This is a genomic window from Actinoplanes solisilvae, from assembly GCF_003999975.1.
Taxonomy (GTDB): domain Bacteria; phylum Actinomycetota; class Actinomycetes; order Mycobacteriales; family Micromonosporaceae; genus Actinoplanes; species Actinoplanes solisilvae.
Genome location: NZ_RJAC01000005.1, coordinates 416,363 through 437,558 on the forward strand (window position 1 = coordinate 416,363; position 21,196 = coordinate 437,558).

Here is a 21,196-nt window from a genome sequence, read left to right on the forward strand (position 1 = left end):
AGGCGCCATGCGGCACGGCAGGTACCCCTTCATCATCGGCTTTCTTGTCGTGCCGGTGGCGCTCTACGCGGTCTTCGTGGTGTGGGCCTACATCCAGGCCTTCTACCTCTCGGTCTACGAGTGGTCGGGCCTCGGCCCGGTCACCAACTTCGTGGGCCTCGGCAACTTCCGGAAGATGTGGGACGACACCCTCTTCTGGCAATCACTGAAACACAACGCGTTCCTGCTGGTGCTGCTGCCGATCATCACGATCGCGCTCGCGCTGGTCTTCGCGTTCCTGCTCAACGTGGGCGGCGGGCACAAGGGCGGGGTGACCCGGGGCGTCTGGGGCTCCAAGGTCTACCGCATCATCTTCTTCTTCCCGCAGCTGCTCGCCCTCGCGATCGTCGCCGTGATCTTCGGCCGGGTGTTCGGCCCCGACAAGAGCGGCATGCTCAACGGCCTGTTCCCCGAGTCGTGGTCGCCGTGGCTGTTCCTGGCCGACGAGCGTTACGCGATGGCCTGCATCCTGATCGTCCTGATCTGGCAGGCGGTCGGCTTCTACGTCGTCCTGTTCTCGGCCGGCATGGGCAACATCCCGACCGAGGTGTACGAGGCGGCCGCGATCGACGGCGCCACCCGCGTGACCCTGTTCTTCCGCATCACGATCCCGCTGCTGTGGAACACGGTCCAGGTCGCCTGGGTCTACCTCGGCATCGCCGCCTTCGACGCCTTCGCCCTGGTCAACATCATGACCGTGGACCGCGGCGGCCCGGACGGCGCGACGTCGGTGCTCAGCCTCATGATCTATCGCAACGCCTTCGAGTTCTCGCAGGCCGGCTACGCCTCCGCGCTGGGCGTGGTGCTCTTCTTCCTGACCCTGACCTTCGCCGCGCTGACCCTGCGGGTCACCCGCCGCGAGTCCCTCGAAGCCTGATCCGCGAGAGGCGAGGCGATGACCAACATCACCAGTACTCCCGGCACCGACGCGGTGCCCGCTCTGTCCACCAAGGCGCGGAGCGCGGGCCGCAAGCCGGACACCAAACGTGAACTCAAGGCGATCAACGGGCTCGCCCACCTCGCCCTGATCGCGTGGGCCCTGGTCACGGCCGGCCCGCTGATCTGGGTGCTGCTCGCGTCGTTCAAGAGCAACACCGAGATCTTCCTCGGCAAGCCGTTCGCGCTGCCCGAGATGTTCTCGTTCAGCACCTACGCCAACGCGTGGAGCGACGCGCACATCGGCCGCTACTTCTTCAACAGCGTCCTGGTCGTCGTGATCAGCACGGCCGGCACGATGCTGTTCGGCTCGATGGCCGCGTACGTGCTGGCCCGCTACCGGTTCTTCGGCAACCGGGCGATCTACTACCTGTTCGTCTCGGGCCTGGCGTTCCCCACGTTCATGGCGCTGGCCCCGCTGTTCTACATCCTCAAGGGAATGGGCCTGCTCGGCTCGTTCACCGGCCTGATCCTGGTCTACATCGCCTACTCGCTGCCGTTCACGATCTTCTTCCTGGCCGCGTTCTTCAAATCGCTGCCCTACGAGATCGAGGAAGCGGCGACGGTCGACGGCGCCTCACACGTGCGCAAGTTCTTCCAGATCATGATGCCGATGGCCCGCTCCGGACTGGTCAGCATCACGATCTTCAACATCGTCGGCCAGTGGAACCAGTACCTGCTGCCGGTAGCGATCATGAGCGGCCCCGGTTCCGACCAGAAGCTGCTGCTGACCCAGGGCATCGCCCAGATCAGCGTGTCGGCGGGCTACCAGGCGGAGTGGTCGACGCTGTTCGCCGCCCTGGTCCTCACGATCCTGCCCATGATCATTGTGTACGCCATCTTCCAGCGTCAGATCCAGTCGGGCCTCACGGCCGGCGCCGTCAAGTAGCGGGCGGCCGGGCTGTTTCAGAGCCCGGCCGCTTGTCACTCAGCCGCTGCGACGGTTCCCGTACTGGCGAGGGCCCGTGACGGTGCCGGAGCGACCGTGGACGTGGCCCGCCGAGCTGTGCGTGTGCTGGGCGGCCTTCTTGCCCTTGGCCCGGCGCGCCGCCCGGTTCTCGAAAACCTCGACGGCCTCCGTCTCCTCGGCCTGGGGCTCCTCGGCGTTTGATCCCGCTTCGGCGGTGGGGTCGGTCATTGATCTCTCCTTGGGCTGTTCGAACCGGACGATTCCTCGCCGGCCCGAAGCGATACGCAGACCGTAACTCAGACGCCCGGACCCTCGGGGTGTTGCCGTCGCCACTCGCCCGGCGGCATCCCCGCCGCACGCCGGAACGCGGCCGCGAAGGCAACCTCTGAGCCGTACCCGACCCGCGCCGCCACCACCGCGACGGTCAGGCGCTCGTCCCGCAGCAGGCGCCGGGCGCGGTGCAGGCGCAGCGACCGCAGATAGCCCATCGGCGGCTCGCCGACCGTCGCCGCGAACCGGGCGGTGAACGCCGTGCGGGAGAGCCCGGCCGCAGCCGCCAGGGTCCGCAACGTCCAGGGCCCGGCCGGGTCGGCGTGCAGGGCGCCCAGGGCGGCGGCCAGGTGCGGGTCGCGCAGGCCGGCCAGCCAGCCCGGATGGTCGGTCGCGGTGGCCCGCAGCGCACGGGCGATCAGCGCGTCGGAGAGGCGCGCCATCACGACGTCACTGCCCGGCCCGGCGTCGAACGCCTCCTGCCGCAGCACCTCGACGTACGGGGCCAGCCAGGCCGGAGGGCGGCCGTCCTCGCCCGGCACGACGATCAGGCGGGGCAGACCGCCGAGCGCGGGATGACCGGGATCACCGGCGATGAACGCCCCGCAGACGATCGTCGCCGCGACCGGGCCCGGGCCGCCGCCGCGCAGGTGCGCACCGGGCGTACGGCCGGCCAGCTCGAAGCCGGAGGTCGGGTTCGCGGCATGCCCGTGCCGCAGCTCGTGGTCGTCGCCGCGCGGCAGGATCACGGTGTCGCCGGCGGCGAGCGGGGTGACTTCGCGGCCGGCCAGCACCAGATCGCATTCGCCACTCGCGATCAGGTGCACGCCGCGCAGGCCGGGCCGGTCGAACACCAGACGGAACGGCGCGCCCATCTCGATCCACCGGTAGGCAGCGCTGGTGAAGCTGACCTCGCGCAGAACCGCGGCCAGGACGTCCGGTGTAGTTCGCGGGACGGACACATCTGGAGTGTCCCGCTGCCCGTTCCTAGCGTCGAGAGCATGAATGACGTACTGGTGACTGGATCGAGCGGAATCGGCGGCGCGGTGGCGGCCGCGCTGGGGGAGCGGGCGCTGACCGTGGGGAGGGGCGGCATGATCCGCGCCGACCTGAGCCTGCTGAGTTCGACGGCCCGGGCGGCCACGGAGGTCGCCGCCCGTCGTCCGCGCCTCGCCGCGATCGTGTGCTGCGCCGGGGTGTTCTCGCTGCGCGCGGAACACACGGCCGAGGGGATGGAACGGGCCTTCGTGCTCAACTACCTCTCCCGCTACCTGCTGATCCGCCTGCTGCTGCCGCTCCTCGAGCCGGGCGGCCGCGTGGTCCTGGTGGCCAACGCGGGCCGCTACCACGACACCCTGGGCCCTCTCGACGACCTGAATCTGCGCGGCGGCGGCCGAGGCCTGAGAATCTCCGGCCGTACGCAGTTCGCCTGCGACCTGTTCGCGGTCGAGCTCGCCTCTCGAGCCCCCTCCCTCTCGGTGAGCTGCGTCTACCCCGGCCTGGTAGCCACCCGAGTCTTCCGCGACGCGCACGCGGTTCCCCGGCCGGCCCGCCGCCTCCTGGCCGCCGCGCAGAGCCGCCTGGGCGCCACCCCGGAGTCAGCCGCCGAAACGCCGGTCGCCGTGCTCGGGCAGGGTTCGGGCTTCTACGGCCCCGGTTGTGCGCCGATCCCCATCCCGGAGCGGGTCTCCTCGGGCCGCCGAGCAGGACTCTGGTCCGCCAGCGAAGACCTCGTCCGCCCCTGGCTGGCCCGAGCCACCGCGGTCGAGGCCTAAAGGGGCTGTTTTGGAATGATGCCGGGCCCTCGCGCGCATGATCGTCTCCGCTTTTCGTTGATGAAGGGGCCTCCATCGCGTTCGAGAGCCCTGGACCCTTGATCTCGGATTGATCATGCGGACGAGCGGCCTGATTGCTTGAAAGACGAGCGGCCTGATTGCTTGAAATGGGCGCGGCGTCCCGCTCGGTTCGACTACTCGTCCGCGACCGGCGGCACAGTGCGGCACCAGGACAGCGGCCTGCCTGGAAGCTTGTGCGCGACCCCCGACGGCGGGCGGCACCACGAGGCCAGGGCTTCATGCGCCGTCTGCCGACAACCCGGGGAGGTACCCGTGCTGCGGTATCGGCCGGCAGGTTGCAGGATGTGGGGGATGCCTGCGTCGATGGAGGCCGTTCGGCGGCTCATGGATCTGCGGCACCGGGGGCGGGCTGAAGACCTGCCGGCGGTGCTGGCCGAGGCTGCGCCGCTGCTCGACGCCGACGGGGCCACGGTCCTGCTTGTCGACTACGCGCAGCACGCTCTGCACGCGCTGCGCGGCACGGCCGGGGACGACCCGGGGCCTTACGGGGTGGAGAACACACTCGCCGGGCGGGCGTTCACCAGTGCTGAGCAGCAGTGGGACGACGAGGGCGTGTTGTGGCTGCCTCTGCTGCACGGGGCCGAACGTCTCGGCGTAATGGAGATTCGGGTCGAGAAGTTTCCGGCGGAGGCCGAGCGGCGGGATCTCGAGGTGATCGCCGCGCTCGTGGCTGAGCTGATCGCCAGCCGGCGGTTCTACGGGGACGCGGTCGAGCACACCCGGCGGCGGATGCCCATGCAGCTCGCGGCCGAGATCATCTGGAATCAGCTGCCGCCGCTCACGTTCGCGGTCGACGGCACCATGGTCACGGCCGTCCTCGAGCCCTGCTACGACGTCGGCGGCGACGCGTTCGACTATGCGGCGAACGGCGACATCCTGCACGTCGCGCTCTTCGACACGGTCGGGCACGGCATCAGCGCCAGCGCGTTGACCACGCTGACGCTGAACACCTACCGCAACGCCCGCCGCTCGGGGCTGACCCTGGTCGACACCTGCCGATCGATCGACAAGTGGATCCGGGCGCAATATCCGGCCAGTTTCGTGACCGCGCTGATGGCCGAGCTCAACATCGCGACCGGCGTCTACCGAAGGATCAGCGCCGGCCACCCGGCCGAGTTGATCTTGCCGAAGCCGATGCCGATGCCGATGCCGATGCCGAACCCGGAGCCGATGCCGAACCCGGGGCCGATGCCGAAGCCGACGCCGGCAGGGCGGAGCCTGCCCGCGCCCAACACCCTCCCGCTCGGCCTCGGCCACATGGTCGCCCGGCCGCCGGCGGTCGTCGAGTGCCAGTTGCAGCCCGGCGACACCCTCGTGTTCTACACCGACGGCATCACCGAGGCGCGGGACGCGTACGGGACGCTGTTCGGTGTTGATCGTCTGGCCGAGTTCTTCCGGAGCGCCCTGCGGGACGGCACCCCCGCGCCCGAGACGATGCGCCGCCTGATCCAGACGATCGTCTCCTACGAGGCCGGTGAGCTGCGCGACGACGCCACCGCCGCCATGCTGCAGTGGAAGCGGCACTAACCCAGCAGAGCGAGATCCTCAGGGGTCAGCACCAGGTCGGCCGCCGCCGCCGAGTCGGCGATCGTCGAGGGCCGGCTCGCGCCCGGGATGGGCACCACCACCGGCGCTTTGGCCAGGTGCCAGGCGAGACAGACCTGCTGCGGGCTCACCCCATGGCGCGAAGCGACCTCGGTGAACTGCCCACCCAGCTCGGACGCCCGGGTGATGCCACCCAGCGGCGACCAGGGCAGGAACGCGATGCCCAGCTCGGCGCACAACTCAAGCTCGGGCTCGGAGGAGCGGAACGCGGGCGAGAACTGGTTCTGCACCGCGGCCAGCCGCCCGCCGAGAATCTCCTGGGCCTCGCGGATCCGCTCCGGCGAGGCGTTCGAGACCCCGGCCATCTGAATCTTGCCGGCGTCGAGCAGGTCACGCACCGCGCCGACCGATTCGGCCCAGGGCACGCGCGGGTCGGGCCGGTGGAACTGGTAGAGCCCGATCGCCTCGACGCCCAGCCGCTTGAGCGACGCCTCACAGGCCTCTTTCACGTACGCCGGTGAGCCGTTGAGCGTCCAGCTGCCGTCCCCGGGGCGCAGGTGACCGCCCTTCGTGGCGACCAGCACGCCCGACGTGTCACCGCCGTAGGTCGCCAGGCCGCGTGCGATCAGCGACTCGTTGTGCCCGACCTCGTCGGCCCCGATGTGGTAGGCGTCCGCCGTGTCGATCAGCGTCACCCCCGCGTCGAGAGCGGCGTGGATCGTACGGATCGAACGCTCCTCCTCGGGCCGGCCCTCGATCGACATCGGCATACCGCCCAGGCCGATCGCGCTCACGGTCACGTCACCGATACGGCGACTCTGCATGATGTAAACCTTCCATCGGATACGGATCTACTCAGACTGGTACCCGTGTGGCGGCGAGTCCAACAGAGAATCCCGCTGACTGTCAGCACCGGAGCTGCTGGATCGTGCACTACCATTGCCGCGTTCTGCACGACGGCGTGAACGAGGCGATATGCGGTGGTTCAAGTTCGGGTCCGGCAAGTCGAAGGCGCCCGAGGTCGACGGTCGTCAGCAGGCCCTGGTCGACGACGTACGGGTTCGTTTCGGGCCCCATCAGCCCGGCACGTTCCGCGAGCAGGCTGACGCCGCCGTCCCCTTCATGGCCGGTGACGACGGCATCCTCGCCGCCGCCGGGGTGCTGCGCGAGTTCGCCGACGCCGCGCACGCCGACCTGTGGCAGCAGGCCGCGAACCTGTCCCGCCGCACCGGTTACGCCTTCCCGGTCGACCGGGCCAACTACCGTCCGCTGTGGCGTGACGCCGAGGGTGACCTGCGGTGGCCGCTGTTCGAGCTGCCCTGCCGCCTGCACCCCTACATCCACGTCAACGCGGCCGCGACCGTGCTCGCCGGCCAGGCCAAGCGGGTCTCGAAGGTCACCGATCCCTACCAGGCGATCGCCCACGTCTTCGAGATCCTCGACCTGACCATCGACGGCTGGGAGTTCGCCCGGGTGCGGCCCGACACCGACGGCGCGACCCTGGCCCACCGTCTGATCGGCGCGGGCCGTGATCTGCGGGCCGCTCTGAGCGACGAGCCGCCGCTGCCGCAGTGTGTGCGCGAGCTGATGCGCCGCAACAACACCGTTGATGTGTACGACCCTCAGGCGCCCCGCATCGTCGGTGGCTTCAACCCCGGCAAGGAGATGCGCGAAGCCCTGCTGGCGTGAGGGCGCCCACGGTTTGCGGGCGGGGTCCGACGGTCATCCCCATGCCATGACCGACGAGACGCGCGTGGCCGTGCTGGGCCTGGGCATCATGGGCTCCGCGATGGCCCACAACCTGGTGGCCGCCGGGCTGCCCACCACCGTCTGGAACCGAACGCCCGCCGCGACCGTGCCGTTGGCCCGCGCGGGCGCTGCCGTTGCCGCGTCGGCCGCCGAGGCCGTCTCGCGGGCCGACGTCGTGATCACGATGCTGCCGACCGCCGAGGCCGTCGAGGAAGTGATGTTCGGCCAGGAGGCCGTCGTCGTGCTGCCTCCAGGCTCGGTGTGGGCGCAGATGGGCACGATCGGCACGTTCGCGACCGGTTCGCTGGAACGCCGCGTCCCCGAGGGCGTGCTGTTCGTCGACGCACCGGTCTCGGGCAGCAGCGGCCCCGCGAAGGCCGGCCAGCTCCTGATCCTCGCCGGCGGCCCCGACGAGGCCAAGCCGATCGTCGCGCCGGTGTTCGCCGCGATCGGCCGCGACACGCTCTGGCTGGGCCCGGCGGGCCGGGGCAGCGCCCTGAAGCTGGCCGTGAACGCGTACATGGCCTTCCTGGTCGAGGGGGTCGCCGAGTCGCTGCGGCTCACCACCGAGCTGGGCCTCGACCCGCGTGACCTGGACCGGGCCATCGAGGGCGGCCCGCTCGACGCCCCGTTCGCCGACGCCAAGCTGCACAAGATCGAGCGCGGGGACCGTACGGCCGAATTTCCCCTCGAATGGGCCCTCAAGGACGTCAACCTCGCCCTCGCCGCGGCCGGCGCCGACCGATTCCCCCTGCTGGGCGCCCTGTCCCGGCAGTGGGGGGCGGAGGTCGACGCGGGCCACGGGCGCGAGGACGTCAGCTGGCGCTCGAGTTCGCCCACAGGTTGATGCCGGCGTCGGTGGCGTACTTGTCGATCTCGGTCAGCTCGTCGGCGGTGAACCCGAGGTTGCCGATCGCGGCGACGTTGTTCTCGAGCTGGGTCACGCTGCTGGCGCCGAGCACGACCGAGGTCATCCGCGGGTCGCGCAGCGCCCAGGCGATCGACATCTGGGCCAGCGACTGCCCGCGCCGCTGAGCGATCTCGTTCAGCGCGCGGATCTTCGACAGGTTGCCCTCGTTGATCCAGTCCGGGGTCAGCGACGAGTCGGCCGTGGCCCGCGAACCCTGCGGTACGCCGTCGAGGTAACGGTCGGTCAGCATGCCCTGGGCCAGGGGCGAGAACGCGATGCAGCCCGCGCCCACCCGCTCGAGCTCGTCGAGCAGGCCGCCCTCGATCCAGCGGTTGAGCATCGAGTACGACGGCTGGGAGATCAGCAGGGGAGTGCCGAGCCGGCGCAGGATGGCCGCCGCCTCCGCGGTCTTCTCGGGCGAGTAGGACGAGATGCCGGCGTACAGGGCCTTGCCCGACCGGACGGCCGCGTCGAGCGCGCCCATCGTCTCTTCGAGGGGAGTCTCGGGGTCGTGCCGGTGCGAGTAGAAGATGTCGACGTAGTCGAGGCCCATCCGCTTCAGGGACTGGTCGAGCGACGCGGTCAGATACTTGCGCGAGCCCCAGTCGCCGTAGGGTCCGGGCCACATGTCGTACCCGGCCTTGCTCGAAATGACCAGTTCGTCGCGGTAGCCGGCGAAGTCCTCGGCGAGAATCCTGCCGAAGTTGGTCTCGGCCGAGCCGTACGGCGGTCCGTAGTTGTTGGCCAGGTCGAAGTGCGTGATGCCCAGGTCGAAGGCGCGCCGCAGGATGGCCCGCTGGGTGTCGATCGGCCGGTCGTCGCCGAAGTTGTGCCACAGGCCGAGCGACACGACCGGCAGCTTGAGCCCCGAGCGCCCGGTGCGCCGATATTCCATGGATGAGTAGCGGTCCGCGTCGGCGGCGAATGTGTCAGGCACGGTGATCCCTCGAAAGCGGCGGAGAACAGGACTCTTCCAGCCTTCTACCCGATCAGGCGGGTGTCCAACAGAAGAAAGCGCTGAGATTCAGCACCTAGACTGCTCAATCATGGAATTGCGGCACCTGGAGTATTTCGTCGCGGTCGCCGAGGAGCGCCACTTCACCCGCGCCGCCGAGCGCATGCGGGTCGCGCAGTCGGGCCTGTCCGCGTCGATCCGCGCGCTCGAACGCGAGCTGGACGCCGAGCTCTTCGTGCGCAACACCCGCCGGGTCGAGCTGACCGACGCCGGGCACGCTCTGCTGGTCGAGGCGCACCGCACGCTGGCCAGCGCCGACGCCGCCAGGGACGCGGTGGCCGCCGTACGCGGGCTGTTGCGGGGCAGTTTGACGGTCGGCTCCGAGCAGTGCCTCGGGGTGATCGACCTGCCGCCGCTGCTGGCCGCGTTCCGGCGCGCGCATCCCGGGGTCGAGATCAAGCTGCGGTACGCCGGTTCGGCCCATCTCGCCGAACAGATCAGGCTCGGGCGGCTCAACGTCGCCTTCGTGGCGCTCGGCGACCCCGTGCCGGACGGCGTACGCCTCCTGCCCCTGGCAACCGAGGACATGGTGCTGCTCTGTCACCCGGCGCACGCGCTCGCCGACAGTGACAAGGTCGAGCCGGCCGCGCTGCCGGGGGAGGACTTCGTCGACTTCAGCGCCGACTGGGGCGCCCGCCGCGTCAACGACCGCATGTTCGCCCGCCTGGGCGCCGAGCGACGCGTGTCGGTCGAGGTCAACGACGTGCACACGCTGCTCGACTTCGTCCATCAGGGACTCGGCGTGGCGCTCGTACCCGCCCCGGTCACCCGCAAGCCGCACGCGAAGGGCCTGCACGTGGCCGCCCTCGACCTGCCCGGTGGCTCTTCGTGGCCGGTCTCGGTCGCCCTGCCCGCCGGCGCTCCTCCCGGTCCGGCGACCGAAGCCCTGCTCGCGATGGCTGTCCCTAACCCGATCGGTCATTCTGGTCCGGCAGATCGGACGACCGCTTTCGGGTAGTCACGCCATTACGCTGCGCAGCGTGGCTGATCCGACGGAGCGCTACATCGACGCCGCGCGCGGCAACGCGGACGGTTCCCGCGAGGCGACGTTCTTCCTCGCCGACCACTACGTCGTGTACGACTACGACCAGGGCCGGGCCGTCGACGGGGTCCACGCCGTGGCCGGGCTCGGCTTCGGGCGGCCGTTCTCGCCGGTCGGCCCTGACCAGGGCCTCGACGCCGCGCTCAAAGGCCAGGGCCGGCACGCCCGCACGGGCTTCCAGTTCCGCGGGGCCAAGTTCGCCCGCGTCGACCTGGCCACCGGCATCGGCGACGCCGGCGTCGGGCCGCTGTCCGAGTGGGCGCTGACCGGCGTCTCGGCCACCGGGGTCGACGCCGCGTACAGCGACGACGGCAAGGCCTACTTCTTCCGCGGCGACCACTACACGCGCTACGACTGGGGCCGCGAGAAGCCCGATCCCGGCTATCCGCGCCGGCTCGCCGCACCCCTGGCCGGCATCGACGCGGCCGTGGACGGCGGCTACCTGTTCAAGGGCCACTCCTACCTGCGGGTCGGCTGGGATCCCGAGCCGCACGCGGCCGCTGCGCTCCGCCCGATCCGCGAGGACTGGCCCGGCCTGGTCGAACTGCTGCTCGCGGGCAAGGCCAAGGCCCAGGCGCTGGTCTGGATCGCCGACGCGACACGCCACCTGGCCGTGCCGTTCGACCCGCTCTTCGCCACCGCGCTGGCCACCCACTTCCACGTGGGGCCGACGGCCAGCGCGATCGAGAAGGCGAAGGTGATCGCGCTGGTGCACGCCCAGTTCATCCGGGTGCTCGCGGTGCTGGGGGAGAGCTCGACCCGGTTCCGCTTCCGCACCGAGGACGAGGCGCTGACCCGCGACCACTGCGCTTCGGTGCCGGCGACCTATGTGCGCGACTCCCGGTTCAACATCACGCCGCTCCTCCCCGATCGCTCACCGGTCGACCGGGCCACAGCCATTCTGCGTACGGCGATTCGCGTGGCCGATCCGACGTCGACCGTCCACATTGCCGAGTTCGAGGCCGGCTACGACCGATCCACCACGGCCGAGGCGTTGCGCAACCCTTCCGCGTACGCCGCCTTCGCGCGCCATCTGTCTCAGGGGCGCGACGCCAGATTCGAGTGGGCGCCGTGACCCCGGCCCGCCCGCGGCAATGAAACTTGTCGATCGACCGGAGGGTCGTCCGGCGGTAGGTTGAGCCGATGACGATCCGCGACACGCCACCGTTCCGGGCCGATCATGTCGGCAGCCTCCTGCGCCCCGTCGACCTGCTCGAGAAACGCGCCACCGTCGGGCTCGACCCGGCCGAGCTGCGCGCCGCCGAGGACGCGGCCATCCGCGACGTCGTGCGCATGCAGCGCGACGTCGGCCTGCGCTCGGCGACCGACGGCGAGTTCCGCCGCACCTCGTGGCACATGGACTTCATCTATCGCCTCGGCGGCATCCACCCGACCGACGAGAAGATCCAGGTGCACTTCCGCAACGCCGACGGCGAGATCGACTTCGAGTCGGCCGCGCTGGCCATCGACGCCCCGATCCGCCTCGACGAGACCATCTTCGGCAACGACTTCATGTTCCTGCGCGACGCGGCCGGGCCCGAGGTGACGCCCAAGCTGACCATCCCGTCGCCCAGCATGGTCCACTACCGGGGCGGCCGGGCCGCGATCGACCCGGCGGTCTATCCCGACGAGGAACAGTTCTGGGCCGACCTCAGCGCCGCCTACGCCGAGCAGGTGCGCCGGGTCGCCGCGCTGGGCTGCCGCTACCTGCAGCTCGACGACACGAGCTTCGCCTACCTGAACGACCCTTCGCAGCGCGCCCTGCTGGCCGCCCGCGGCGACGACGCGGAACACCAGCACCTGCGCTACATCCGCCAGGTCAACGCGGCGATCGCCGACCGGCCGGCCGAGCTGTCCGTGACCACCCACATGTGCCGGGGCAACTTCCGCTCCTCGTGGACGGCCGAGGGCGGCTACGACTTCGTGGCCGAGGCCCTCTTCAGCGACCTGGCCGTCGACGGCTTCTTCCTGGAGTACGACGACGACCGCTCCGGCGGCTTCGCCCCGCTGCGCTTCGTGCCACCCGGCAAGATGGTCGTGCTGGGCCTGGTCACCACCAAGCGCGGCGCCCTGGAGTCGAAGGACGACCTGAAGCGCCGCATCGACGAGGCCGCCCGCTACGTCCCCCTCGAGCAGCTCTGCCTCTCCCCGCAGTGCGGCTTCTCCTCGACGGTCGAGGGCAACGCCCTCACCTACGACGAACAGGTGGCCAAGCTGGCCCTGATCGTCGAAACCGCCGAGGAGGTCTGGGGCTGACCGGCGGCTACTGGTCGAAGCTCGCGTAATAGGTGGCGGCCATGTCTTTGTCGCCGTGGCCCTGGGCCGCGGCCCGGCGGAAGCGTTCGACGCCGGCCTCGGCCAGGTCGAGGCGGACGCCGTGGTCGCGGGCGGCCTCGGCGATCAGGCGGGCGTCCTTGCCTGCGGTGTCGACGGCGAAGGCGGCCGGGGTCAGCCGGTTGTCGCGCACGAGGGCGGTCTTGGCGCGCAGGTAGCCGTTGTCGAGCGGCCCGCCCGCGATGACGTCGAGGAACCGGTCGGGGTCGACACCCAGGGCCTCGGCCAGCGACAGCGTCTCGGCGCCGGCGTGGGTCAGGGCCAGCACCCAGTTCATGGCGACGAGTTTCAGGCGGGTCGCCTGGCCGGGCCGGTCGAGCCAGACCGTACGGCTTCCGACCGCGTCGAACACCCCGTTCAGCTCGTCGCGGCGGTGCGCGGGGCCGGCGGCCAGCACGGTGAGCTGCCCCGCCTCGGCCGGCTGGCGCGTGCCGAGCACCGGTGCGTCGTAGAAGGCCAGGCCGTGCGCCGCGGCCTCCTCGCCGAGGCGGTCGACGTCGGCCAGGCTCACCGTCGTCGACTGCATCCACAGCGCGTCGGGCTGCACGGCCGGGAAGGCCTCGCTCATCACCGACCGCACGGCGTCGCCGTCGTAGAGCATGGTCAGCACCACGTCGGCGTCGCGGACGGCCCCGGCCGGGGTCTCGGCGACGTGGGCCCCGTCGGCGGCGAGCGGCGCGGCTTTGTCGGTGCTGCGGTTCCAGACGCGCACGGTGTGGCCGGCCCTGAGCAGGTTGCGGGCCATCGCCGCGCCCATGATGCCGGTGCCCAGCACGCCGACGGTCAGTTTGTAGGTCATGTCACCCATCATCGAGGATTGTTCGGGGCGGTGGAGACCAGGTCTCTGACCTGCGGCTGCGTGCGGCTCAAGGTGGGCCCTGACTAACCCTCGGTGCCCGCAGCCGAAAATGTCGTACCCCAGGCTCAGAATGAACGCGTGCTGACAGCTGTGGTGCCCGATGCGGGCGGTCGAGGGGGCCGCCTGCAAGATCTGGGCGCCGACGGCACGGCGGCCGGGCCCGTCCGGTCCGTCGCAGACCTGGCGGGGGCGATCGGCGACCGGGAAGCCGCCGACCACCCCCGCTGGGTCTGGCCGTCCACCGCCGAGCTCTATCCCGCCCTGCTGCGGGCCGGGGTTCGGGTCGGCCGCTGTCACGATCTCGAGTTGACCGAGGCGCTGCTGTCCGGCCACGCGGGCCGTTGGGGCGAGCCGCGGGCGCTCGCCGCCGCCCGGGCCCGGCTGCGCGGGCTGCCCGTGCCGGCCGATCCGCCGCCGCGCCAGGCCGAGCCGCCGGGTTTCGCCCAGGCCGCGCTCTTCGAGAGCTCCACCGGGCCGGCCGCGGCCGATTTCGACGCGCTCGAGGCCGTCCGCGAGGTCTACGCCGACCAGCTCCGCCGTCTGGCGCTGACCGAACATCCGGGCCGGTTCCGGCTGCTGGTCGCGGCCGAGTCGGCCGGGGCGCTGGTCGGCGCCGAGATGGGCCACGCCGGGCTGCCCTGGCGGGCCGACCTGCACGACCAGCTCATGCGCGAGCTGCTGGGCCCGCCCCAGCCGGTGGGGCCGCCGCGCCGGCTGGCCGAGCTGACCGCCGAGATCAACGCCGCCTTCGGCTCGTGGGGGCTGCACCCCGACTCCCCGGCCGAGGTCGTGCGCGCCTTCGCCCGCGCCGGCGTCGACGTGCCCAACACACGGGCCTGGGTGCTGCGCAAGGTCGACCACCCGGCCGTGCGCCCCCTGCTCGAATACAAAGAGCTCTACCGCATCTGGACGGCGCACGGCTGGGCCTGGTGCGACGCGTGGGTCAGCGACGGCCGCTTCCGGCCCGAATACGTGCCCGGCGGCGTGGTCAGCGGCCGCTGGGCCACCCGGGGCGGCGGCGCGCTGCAGGTGCCCAAGGCGGTGCGCCGCGCCGTCGTCGCCGACCCGGGCTGGCAGTTCGTCGTCGCCGACGCCGGCCAGCTCGAGCCGCGCGTGCTCGCCGCTATCTCGGGCGACGCCCGGTTCGCCGCCGCGGCCGCCGCCGGCGACCTCTACGCCGAGCTGGCCGCGAACTCGTTCGACGGCGACCGGGCCAAGGCCAAGGTCGCCCTGATCGGCGCGATGTACGGGCAGACCGGCGGCGCCGCGATCCCCGCCCTCGCCGTGCTGCGCAACCACTACCCGACCGCGTTCGAGTTCGTCGAGCACGCCGCCCGGGTGGGGGAGGCCAACGGCCTGGTCCGCTCCTGGCTGGGCCGCACCTGCCCGCCCTCGTCGGCGGCCCTGCGCGACGCCGGCCTCGACCCGCCCGAAGAGTCCGACCCGTCGCTCGGCGGTGCGTCCGGGCGAGCCCGGGGCCGGTTCACCCGCAACTTCGTCGTGCAGGCGACCGCGGCCGAGTGGGCGCTTGTGCTGCTCGCCACATTGCGTACGGCGTTGGAGGGCAGCAAGGCCGAGATGGTGCTTTTCGTGCACGACGAGGTGGTTGTGCACTGCCCGGCTGACGAGGTCGAACGCGTGGTGGCGGCGGTGCACGAGAGCGCCGCGACGGCCGGTCGGCTGCTGTTCGGCGACACCGCTGTCCGGTTCCCGCTCGACGTCTCAACTGTTGGCGCTTATGCCGACGCGAAATGAATATCAGGTAGTTTGGTTGGTCCGAAGCGAGAGGCGCTGCAACGGGGTGACACCCGCCACGCTCGCTCGGTGTAAACCGACCAAGGGCGCCTCCGTTGTACCGGAGGTGGTCGGTTTGAACAGAACTGCTGAATTGAAGCGTCTCCTGAGTGAGCGCATCCTCGTCCTCGACGGCGCCTGGGGCACGATGCTGCAGGGCGCCAAGCTCACGCCCGAGGACTACCGCGGCGAGTTGATCGGCCCCGATCACCCTCAGGACGTCACCGGCGACCCCGACCTGCTCATCCTGACCAGGCCCGACGTCATCCTCGACGTCCACCGGCAATACCTGGCGGCCGGCGCCGACATCACCACCACCAACACGTTCACCGCGACGAGCATCGCCCAGGCCGACTACGGCCTCGAGTCGTACGTGAAAGAGATGAACATCCGCGGGGCGCAGCTGGCCCGTCAGGCGGCCGACGAGGCGGGCGGCACCAAGTTCGTCGCCGGTTCGATCGGCCCGCTCAACGTGACCCTGTCGCTGTCGCCCAGGGTCGACGAGCCGGCCTACCGCGCGGTCACCTTCGACCAGGTCAAGGCGGCGTACGCCGAGCAGATCGCGGCGCTGGCCGAGGGCGGCGTCGACCTGCTGCTGATCGAGACGATCTTCGACACGTTGAACGCGAAGGCCGCCATCGCCGCGGCCCGCGAGGTGGCGCCCGAGCTGCCCCTGTGGATCTCGGTGACGATCACCGACCTGTCCGGGCGCACCCTCAGCGGTCAGACCGTCGAGGCGTTCTGGCGTTCCATCGAGCGGTCGAAGCCGCTGGTGGTCGGCGTGAACTGCGCGCTCGGCGCAACCGAGGCCCGGCCGCACGTGGCCGAGTTGGCCCGCCTGTCCGACGTCTTCGTCGCCGCGCACCCGAACGCCGGTCTGCCCAACGCGTTCGGCGGCTACGACGAGCAGCCCGACCAGACCGCCGCTCTCATCAAGGGGTTCGCGACGGACGGCCTGGTCAACATCGTCGGCGGTTGCTGCGGTACGACCCCGGCGCATATCGGCCGGATCGCCCAGTCCGTGGAGGGTGTCGCGCCTCGGACGATCGACGCGCCGGCCGAGACGACCCGGTTCAGCGGGCTCGAGCCGTTTGCGATCGGCCCCGACACCGGCTTCGTCATGATCGGCGAGCGCACCAACGTCACCGGTTCGGCCAAGTTCCGCCGGCTCATCGAGGCCGACAACTTCCAGGGCGCCGTCGACGTCGCGCTCGACCAGGTGCGCGGCGGCGCCAACCTGCTCGACGTCAACATGGACGCCGACCTGCTCGACAGCGAGCAGGCGATGACCACGTTCCTCAACCTCATCGCCACCGAGCCCGAGGTCGCCCGCATCCCGGTCATGATCGACAGCTCCAAGTGGAGCGTGCTCGAGGCCGGGCTGAAGTGCGTGCAGGGCAAGGGCGTGGTCAACTCGATCAGCCTCAAGGAGGGCGAGGAGCAGTTCCTCACCCAGGCCCGCCGCATCCGTGACTTCGGCGCCGGCGTCGTCGTCATGGCCTTCGACGAGCAGGGCCAGGCCGACACCCGTGACCGCAAGGTCGCCATCTGCGGCCGCGCCTACGACCTGCTGGTCAACGAGGCCGGGTTCGCCCCCGACGACATCATCTTCGACCCCAACGTGCTGGCCGTGGCGACCGGCATCAGCGAGCACAACGGCTACGCCAAGGCGTTCATCGAGGCCCTCCCGCTGATCAAGGAGCGTTGCCCCGGGGCGCGCACCAGCGGCGGCATCTCGAACCTGTCGTTCTCGTTCCGCGGCAACGACGTGGTCCGCGAGGCGATGCACTCGGCGTTCCTGTTCTACGCGGTCAAGGCCGGCCTCGACATGGGCATCGTCAACGCCGGCCAGCTCGCCGTCTACCAAGACATCCCGGCCGAACTGCTCGAACTCGTCGAAGACGTGCTCTTCGACCGCCGCCCCGACGCGACCGACCGCCTGGTCACGTACGCGTCGACGGTCACCGGCAAGGGCAAGCAGCGTGAGGTCGACCTGTCGTGGCGCGAGGCCCCGGTCGCCCAGCGCCTGTCCCACGCCCTGGTCCACGGCATCGTCGACTTCATCGAGGACGACACCGAGGAGGCCCGCCAGTCCCTGCCCCGGCCGCTCGACGTGATCGAGGGCCCGCTGATGGACGGCATGAAGATCGTCGGTGACCTCTTCGGCTCGGGCAAGATGTTCCTGCCCCAGGTGGTCAAGAGCGCCCGCGTCATGAAGCGCTCGGTGGCCTACCTCGAGCCCTTCATGGAGGCCGAGAAGGAGCAGGCGCGCCTCGAGGGCCGCGTCGAGGCGACCCGCGGGCAGGGCAAGGTGGTGCTGGCCACGGTCAAGGGCGACGTCCACGACATCGGCAAGAACATCGTCGGCGTCGTGCTCGGCTGCAACAACTACGAGGTGATCGACCTCGGTGTGATGGTGCCGGCCGCCAAGATCCTCGAGACGGCGGTCAGTGAGGGCGCCGACGTGATCGGCCTGTCCGGGCTGATCACCCCGTCGCTCGACGAGATGGTCGCGGTCGGCGCCGAGATGCAGCGCCGCGGCCTCAAGCTGCCGCTGCTCATCGGCGGCGCCACCACGTCCAAGCAGCACACGGCGGTGCGCATCGCCCCGGCGTACGAGGGCTCGACCCTGCACGTCCTCGACGCGTCACGGGTCGTCGGCGTCGTCTCCAACCTGCTCGACCCCGGCCGCGCCGAGGCGCAGGACGTCGAGAACCGCACCGACCAGGAACGGCTGCGCGTACAGCACGCCAACCGGCACGCCCAGCCGCTGCTCACGATCGAGCAGGCCCGGGCCAACCGCGAGCCGGTCGACTTCGAGGACATCCCGACCCCGGCGTTCACGGGCGTGCGCGACGTGCGACCGTCGATCGCCGAGCTGCGCGAGATGATCGACTGGCAGTTCCTGTTCCTGGCCTGGGAGCTCAAGGGCAAATACCCGGCGATCCTCGAGCAGCCGGTCGCCCGCGAGCTGTTCGAGGAGGCCAACGAACTCCTCGACCAGATCATCAAGGACGGCTCGTTCGAGGCCCGCGGGCGCTACGCGTTCTGGCCCGCCCACAGCGAGGGCGACGACATCGTCCTCGAGAACGGCGTCACCTTCCCGATGCTGCGCCAGCAGACCGAGAAGCCGGCCGGCCGGGCCAACCGCAGCCTGGCCGACTACATCGCCCCCGGCGGCGACCACCTCGGCGGTTTCGCGGTCGCCATCCACGGCGCCGAAGAACTGGCGGCGAAGTACGAGGCCGACAACGACGACTACCGCGCGATCATGGTGAAGGCGCTGGCCGACCGGCTGGCCGAGGCATTCGCCGAGTTCCTGCACCTCAAGGCCCGCCGCGAGTGGTTCGAGCCCGACGCCCAGCCCGAACTGGCCGACCTGCACGCCGAGCGTTTCCGGGGCATTCGGCCCGCCCTGGGCTACCCCGCCAGCCCCGACCACAGCGAGAAGAAAGACCTCTTCGAGCTGCTCGGCACGTCCGAGATCGGCGTCGGGCTGACGGAGTCGTACGCGATGACGCCCGCCGCCGCCGTGAGCGGCCTGATCTTCGCCCACCCGCAGTCGCGCTACTTCACCGTCGGCCGCATCGGCAAAGACCAGGTCGTCGACTACGCGGCCCGCCGTGGCATGACGGTCGACGAGATCGAGCGGTGGCTGCGACCGAACCTGGCCTACGAGATCGGCTGACCTGTGCTTGGCCGCGGCCCTCACCGTCGAGGGCCGCGGCCGGCGCGACCTCGGCCACATGCCGCGCTGTCGGCAGGCGCGCGTCGTTCCCGTCGGTCATGATCGGCGGGTGACCTCCGTTGAGCTTCAGGGCGTGGACGCCCTGCTGGCCCAGGCGCGCGACGGCCTGCGGCGGCTCGATCCGCACGAGACCCGGGCGGCCGTTGCGGCCGGGGCGCTGCTGATCGACACCCGTACCGACGTGCAACGTGAGCGGCAGGGCGATCTGCCCGGGGCGATCGTCATCGACCGCACCGTACTCGAATGGCGGCTCGACCCCGCCTCACCGAACCGCATCCCCGAGGCGACCGGCTACGACCGCGTGATCATCGTGGTCTGCCGGCAGGGCTACAGCTCCAGCCTGGCCGCGGCGAGCCTGCGCGCGCTCGGCCTGCACAACGCGACCGATCTGGCCGGGGGCGTCGAGGCATGGTTGGCGGCCGGGCTGCGGATGGCCTCCACGCCGGCCGACATCCGTTTCTGATCTACGGTTGACGGCATGCCGCTGCTCTTCTCCTACGGAACCCTGCGCGACCCGGCCGTCCAGAGGGCCAATTTCGGGCGTACGCTCGACGGCCGCGACGACGGCATCGTGGGCTACCGTCTCGACGTTCTTGAGATCGCCGACGCCGAGGTGGTCGCGCTCAGCGGCGAGACCCACCACCCCATCCTCGTGCCCGGCGCGGCCGGTGACACGGTCGACGGCTCCGTCTTCGAGCTCACCGACGACGAGCTCCTGCGCGCCGACGACTACGAGGTCGACGACTACCAGCGCGTCGAGGTGCCCCTCGCCTCCGGCGGCCACGCCTGGGTCTACGTGGCCCGCTGACGTCAACCGCTCGGCCCGCGTCCGAAGGACCCGCTGACGTCAACGGCTCGGCCTGCGTCCGCGGGGCCTGCCGGCGTCAGCGGCTCGGCCTGCGTCCGCGAGGCCTGCCGGCGTCAGCGGTCGCCGGTTGCCTCCATGCCGAGAGCGTCGGACTGCCGCGACTTGCTCAGCGCGATGGCGGCGGCATGCAGGTAGGCCCGGTCACCGCTGGCCACATACTCCTTGCGGAGCAGGGCGGCGATCTCGTTCGCGGTGGCGGAACGATCCTGGGCGTCGACTGTACGGAACATGGCAGCACACTTTCTTGATCAGGGACCGGACCATGATGCTCCGCCGGACGGGGTTCGTCATCAACCGAACCGGTGATGCCGTTTCCGCCCGGCGGATGCGATAAGCGCCTACTCGAAGAACTTGATTCCGAATCCGGTGTTCGACGTGGCGCCCGGCACGTTCGCCCTGGTGTACGTGGTGTTTCCGTTACCTTTCAGTGCGCTTTAGTGAGCACATGACCGATAGTCCTGCCTTGCGGTAGGGCGGTCCCGGTCTGACCCACAGGTGTGGTGCCGGGTTGACGCTTCACAGCCACCTGCCCGCGTACGTGGGTCTTCTGGTCGGCTCCACGTCCTGCCACCGGGCCACTCCCGGCGGTGTCGTACTCAGCCGCGAGCGCGGCGAGGTTCAGCGCGGCGTTGCGGTCGCGGTCGATGACCAGACCGCACGCCGCGCATTCGTACACACGCTCGGAAAGGGCGAGCTTGGTTTTCACCGCGCCGCATGCCGAGCAGGTTTTCGAGGATGGATACCAGCGGTCGGCGACGAGGAGCCGGCCACCGTTCCACGTGCTCTTGTACGCCAGTTGGCGGCGGATCTCCGCGAACCCGGCATCGGCGATGTGCCGGGCCAGCTTGCGGTTGGCGAGCATGCCGGTCACGTTGAGGTCTTCGACCACGACCGTGCCGTGCTCGCGCGCCAGGCGGATGGTCAGCTTGTGCAGGCCGTCACGGCGCACGATCGCGGATAGGATCCGGGCCGTGCCGGCCTCCAGACGCCGGGCGGGTTTGCGGGCGGACTCGTGCAGCTTCAACCGGCCCAGCCGGGGCAGCACCACATGCATCCGGTCCGGCTCGACCCTGATCGCCCCGGTGGTGAACCGCACCGACGGTGTGCTGCGGCGGCGGGACTTGAACCGGGGGAAACCGACCGGCCTGCCGGCGCGTTTGCTGGTGCGGGAGCCGGCCCAGTTCTTCAACCCGCGTGCGAGTGCGTCCAGGCCGGTGTTGAACGCCTCCTTGGACACTTCGCTCCACCAGGGGGCGACCTCGGGTTTCGCGGCGTTCCACGCCTTACGCAGCCCTGCGAGGGACCACGACAACGACGGCGT

General features: G+C 70.7%; 20 protein-coding genes. 13 read left to right on the forward strand and 7 right to left on the reverse strand.

Going from position 1 to position 21,196, the window contains the following annotated elements; genetic code table 11:
* Positions 1 to 7: 7 nt before the first annotated feature.
* Both EER30_RS17610 and EER30_RS17615 read left to right on the forward strand, forming a co-directional pair.
* Positions 8 to 916 (forward strand): carbohydrate ABC transporter permease, encoded by a 909-nt coding sequence (locus tag EER30_RS17610; protein ID WP_127501527.1) that lies wholly within the window; start codon positions 8 to 10, stop codon positions 914 to 916.
* Positions 917 to 934: 18 nt separating this feature from the next.
* Complete coding sequence (locus EER30_RS17615; protein ID WP_127501528.1) at positions 935 to 1,864, forward strand: carbohydrate ABC transporter permease; 930 nt, start codon at positions 935 to 937, stop codon at positions 1,862 to 1,864.
* Between the two features lie 39 nt (positions 1,865 to 1,903).
* Here EER30_RS17615 and EER30_RS17620 read toward each other — a convergent pair whose 3' ends face one another.
* The gene (locus EER30_RS17620) at positions 1,904 to 2,113 is read right to left on the reverse strand and encodes a hypothetical protein (RefSeq protein WP_127501529.1); all 210 of its coding nucleotides are present in this window, start codon (positions 2,111 to 2,113) and stop codon (positions 1,904 to 1,906) included.
* A gap of 68 nt (positions 2,114 to 2,181) precedes the next feature.
* A complete protein-coding gene (locus EER30_RS17625; protein ID WP_127501530.1) occupies positions 2,182 to 3,117 on the reverse strand; it encodes an AraC family transcriptional regulator in 936 nt (311 codons plus the stop codon).
* A gap of 39 nt (positions 3,118 to 3,156) precedes the next feature.
* On the opposite strand from EER30_RS17625, the gene EER30_RS17630 reads away from it, so the two are divergent.
* The gene (locus tag EER30_RS17630) at positions 3,157 to 3,930 is read left to right on the forward strand and encodes a Rossmann-fold NAD(P)-binding domain-containing protein (RefSeq protein WP_127501531.1); all 774 of its coding nucleotides are present in this window, start codon (positions 3,157 to 3,159) and stop codon (positions 3,928 to 3,930) included.
* 372 nt (positions 3,931 to 4,302) lie between these two features.
* A complete protein-coding gene (locus EER30_RS17635; RefSeq protein ID WP_127501532.1) occupies positions 4,303 to 5,538 on the forward strand; it encodes a PP2C family protein-serine/threonine phosphatase in 1,236 nt (411 codons plus the stop codon).
* Here EER30_RS17635 and EER30_RS17640 read toward each other — a convergent pair.
* Complete coding sequence (locus tag EER30_RS17640; protein WP_127501533.1) at positions 5,535 to 6,380, reverse strand: aldo/keto reductase; 846 nt, start codon at positions 6,378 to 6,380, stop codon at positions 5,535 to 5,537. The genes EER30_RS17635 and EER30_RS17640 overlap by 4 nt on opposite strands.
* A gap of 151 nt (positions 6,381 to 6,531) precedes the next feature.
* Here EER30_RS17640 and EER30_RS17645 point away from each other — a divergent pair, with 151 nt between their 5' ends.
* Together EER30_RS17645 and EER30_RS17650 are read left to right on the forward strand one after the other, a co-directional pair.
* On the forward strand, positions 6,532 to 7,245 hold the full coding sequence (locus EER30_RS17645) for a hypothetical protein (RefSeq protein WP_127501534.1): 714 nt from the start codon (positions 6,532 to 6,534) through the stop codon (positions 7,243 to 7,245).
* A gap of 46 nt (positions 7,246 to 7,291) precedes the next feature.
* The gene (locus EER30_RS17650; RefSeq protein ID WP_164842356.1) at positions 7,292 to 8,152 is read left to right on the forward strand and encodes an NAD(P)-dependent oxidoreductase; all 861 of its coding nucleotides are present in this window, start codon (positions 7,292 to 7,294) and stop codon (positions 8,150 to 8,152) included.
* On the opposite strand, the gene mgrA is transcribed toward EER30_RS17650, so the two are convergent.
* Positions 8,121 to 9,110, reverse strand: a complete 990-nt coding sequence (gene mgrA, locus EER30_RS17655) for an L-glyceraldehyde 3-phosphate reductase (RefSeq protein ID WP_127501590.1) — start codon at positions 9,108 to 9,110, stop codon at positions 8,121 to 8,123. The two genes, EER30_RS17650 and mgrA, sit on opposite strands and share 32 nt — an antisense overlap.
* 151 nt (positions 9,111 to 9,261) lie before the next feature.
* Between mgrA and EER30_RS17660 the strand changes: the two genes are divergently transcribed.
* The 3 genes from EER30_RS17660 (at position 9,262) to EER30_RS17670 (ending at position 12,528) form a co-directional block, all read left to right on the forward strand.
* The gene (locus tag EER30_RS17660) at positions 9,262 to 10,188 is read left to right on the forward strand and encodes a LysR family transcriptional regulator (RefSeq protein ID WP_127501536.1); all 927 of its coding nucleotides are present in this window, start codon (positions 9,262 to 9,264) and stop codon (positions 10,186 to 10,188) included.
* A 22-nt stretch (positions 10,189 to 10,210) separates the two neighbouring features.
* Positions 10,211 to 11,347 carry a hemopexin repeat-containing protein gene (locus EER30_RS17665; RefSeq protein WP_127501537.1) on the forward strand — a complete coding sequence of 379 codons (1,137 nt, stop codon included), beginning with the start codon at positions 10,211 to 10,213 and terminating at the stop codon, positions 11,345 to 11,347.
* 68 nt (positions 11,348 to 11,415) lie between these two features.
* Positions 11,416 to 12,528 carry a 5-methyltetrahydropteroyltriglutamate--homocysteine S-methyltransferase gene (locus tag EER30_RS17670; protein WP_127501538.1) on the forward strand — a complete coding sequence of 371 codons (1,113 nt, stop codon included), beginning with the start codon at positions 11,416 to 11,418 and terminating at the stop codon, positions 12,526 to 12,528.
* A 7-nt stretch (positions 12,529 to 12,535) separates the two neighbouring features.
* Here EER30_RS17670 and EER30_RS17675 read toward each other — a convergent pair whose 3' ends face one another.
* Complete coding sequence (locus EER30_RS17675; RefSeq protein ID WP_349290874.1) at positions 12,536 to 13,594, reverse strand: NAD(P)-dependent oxidoreductase; 1,059 nt, start codon at positions 13,592 to 13,594, stop codon at positions 12,536 to 12,538.
* Here EER30_RS17675 and EER30_RS17680 point away from each other — a divergent pair.
* The 4 genes from EER30_RS17680 (at position 13,544) to EER30_RS17695 (ending at position 19,815) form a co-directional block, all read left to right on the forward strand.
* Entirely contained in the window at positions 13,544 to 15,220 is a 1,677-nt protein-coding gene (locus EER30_RS17680; RefSeq protein WP_205650267.1) for a bifunctional 3'-5' exonuclease/DNA polymerase, read from the forward strand. The two genes, EER30_RS17675 and EER30_RS17680, sit on opposite strands and share 51 nt — an antisense overlap.
* Positions 15,221 to 15,335: 115 nt before the next feature.
* Positions 15,336 to 18,947: a methionine synthase gene (metH, locus tag EER30_RS17685; protein ID WP_255436662.1), complete on the forward strand. Its 3,612-nt coding sequence runs from the start codon at positions 15,336 to 15,338 to the stop codon at positions 18,945 to 18,947.
* A gap of 58 nt (positions 18,948 to 19,005) precedes the next feature.
* A complete protein-coding gene (locus EER30_RS17690) occupies positions 19,006 to 19,470 on the forward strand; it encodes a rhodanese-like domain-containing protein (protein WP_127501592.1) in 465 nt (154 codons plus the stop codon).
* 15 nt (positions 19,471 to 19,485) lie between these two features.
* Entirely contained in the window at positions 19,486 to 19,815 is a 330-nt protein-coding gene (locus tag EER30_RS17695; RefSeq protein WP_127501541.1) for a gamma-glutamylcyclotransferase family protein, read from the forward strand.
* 113 nt (positions 19,816 to 19,928) lie between these two features.
* Here EER30_RS17695 and EER30_RS47095 read toward each other — a convergent pair whose 3' ends face one another.
* Positions 19,929 to 20,105: a hypothetical protein gene (locus EER30_RS47095; protein ID WP_164842357.1), complete on the reverse strand. Its 177-nt coding sequence runs from the start codon at positions 20,103 to 20,105 to the stop codon at positions 19,929 to 19,931.
* Between the two features lie 194 nt (positions 20,106 to 20,299).
* Positions 20,300 to 21,196: RNA-guided endonuclease TnpB family protein (locus EER30_RS17700; RefSeq protein ID WP_205650268.1), on the reverse strand; the 897-nt coding region annotated here is incomplete at its 5' end.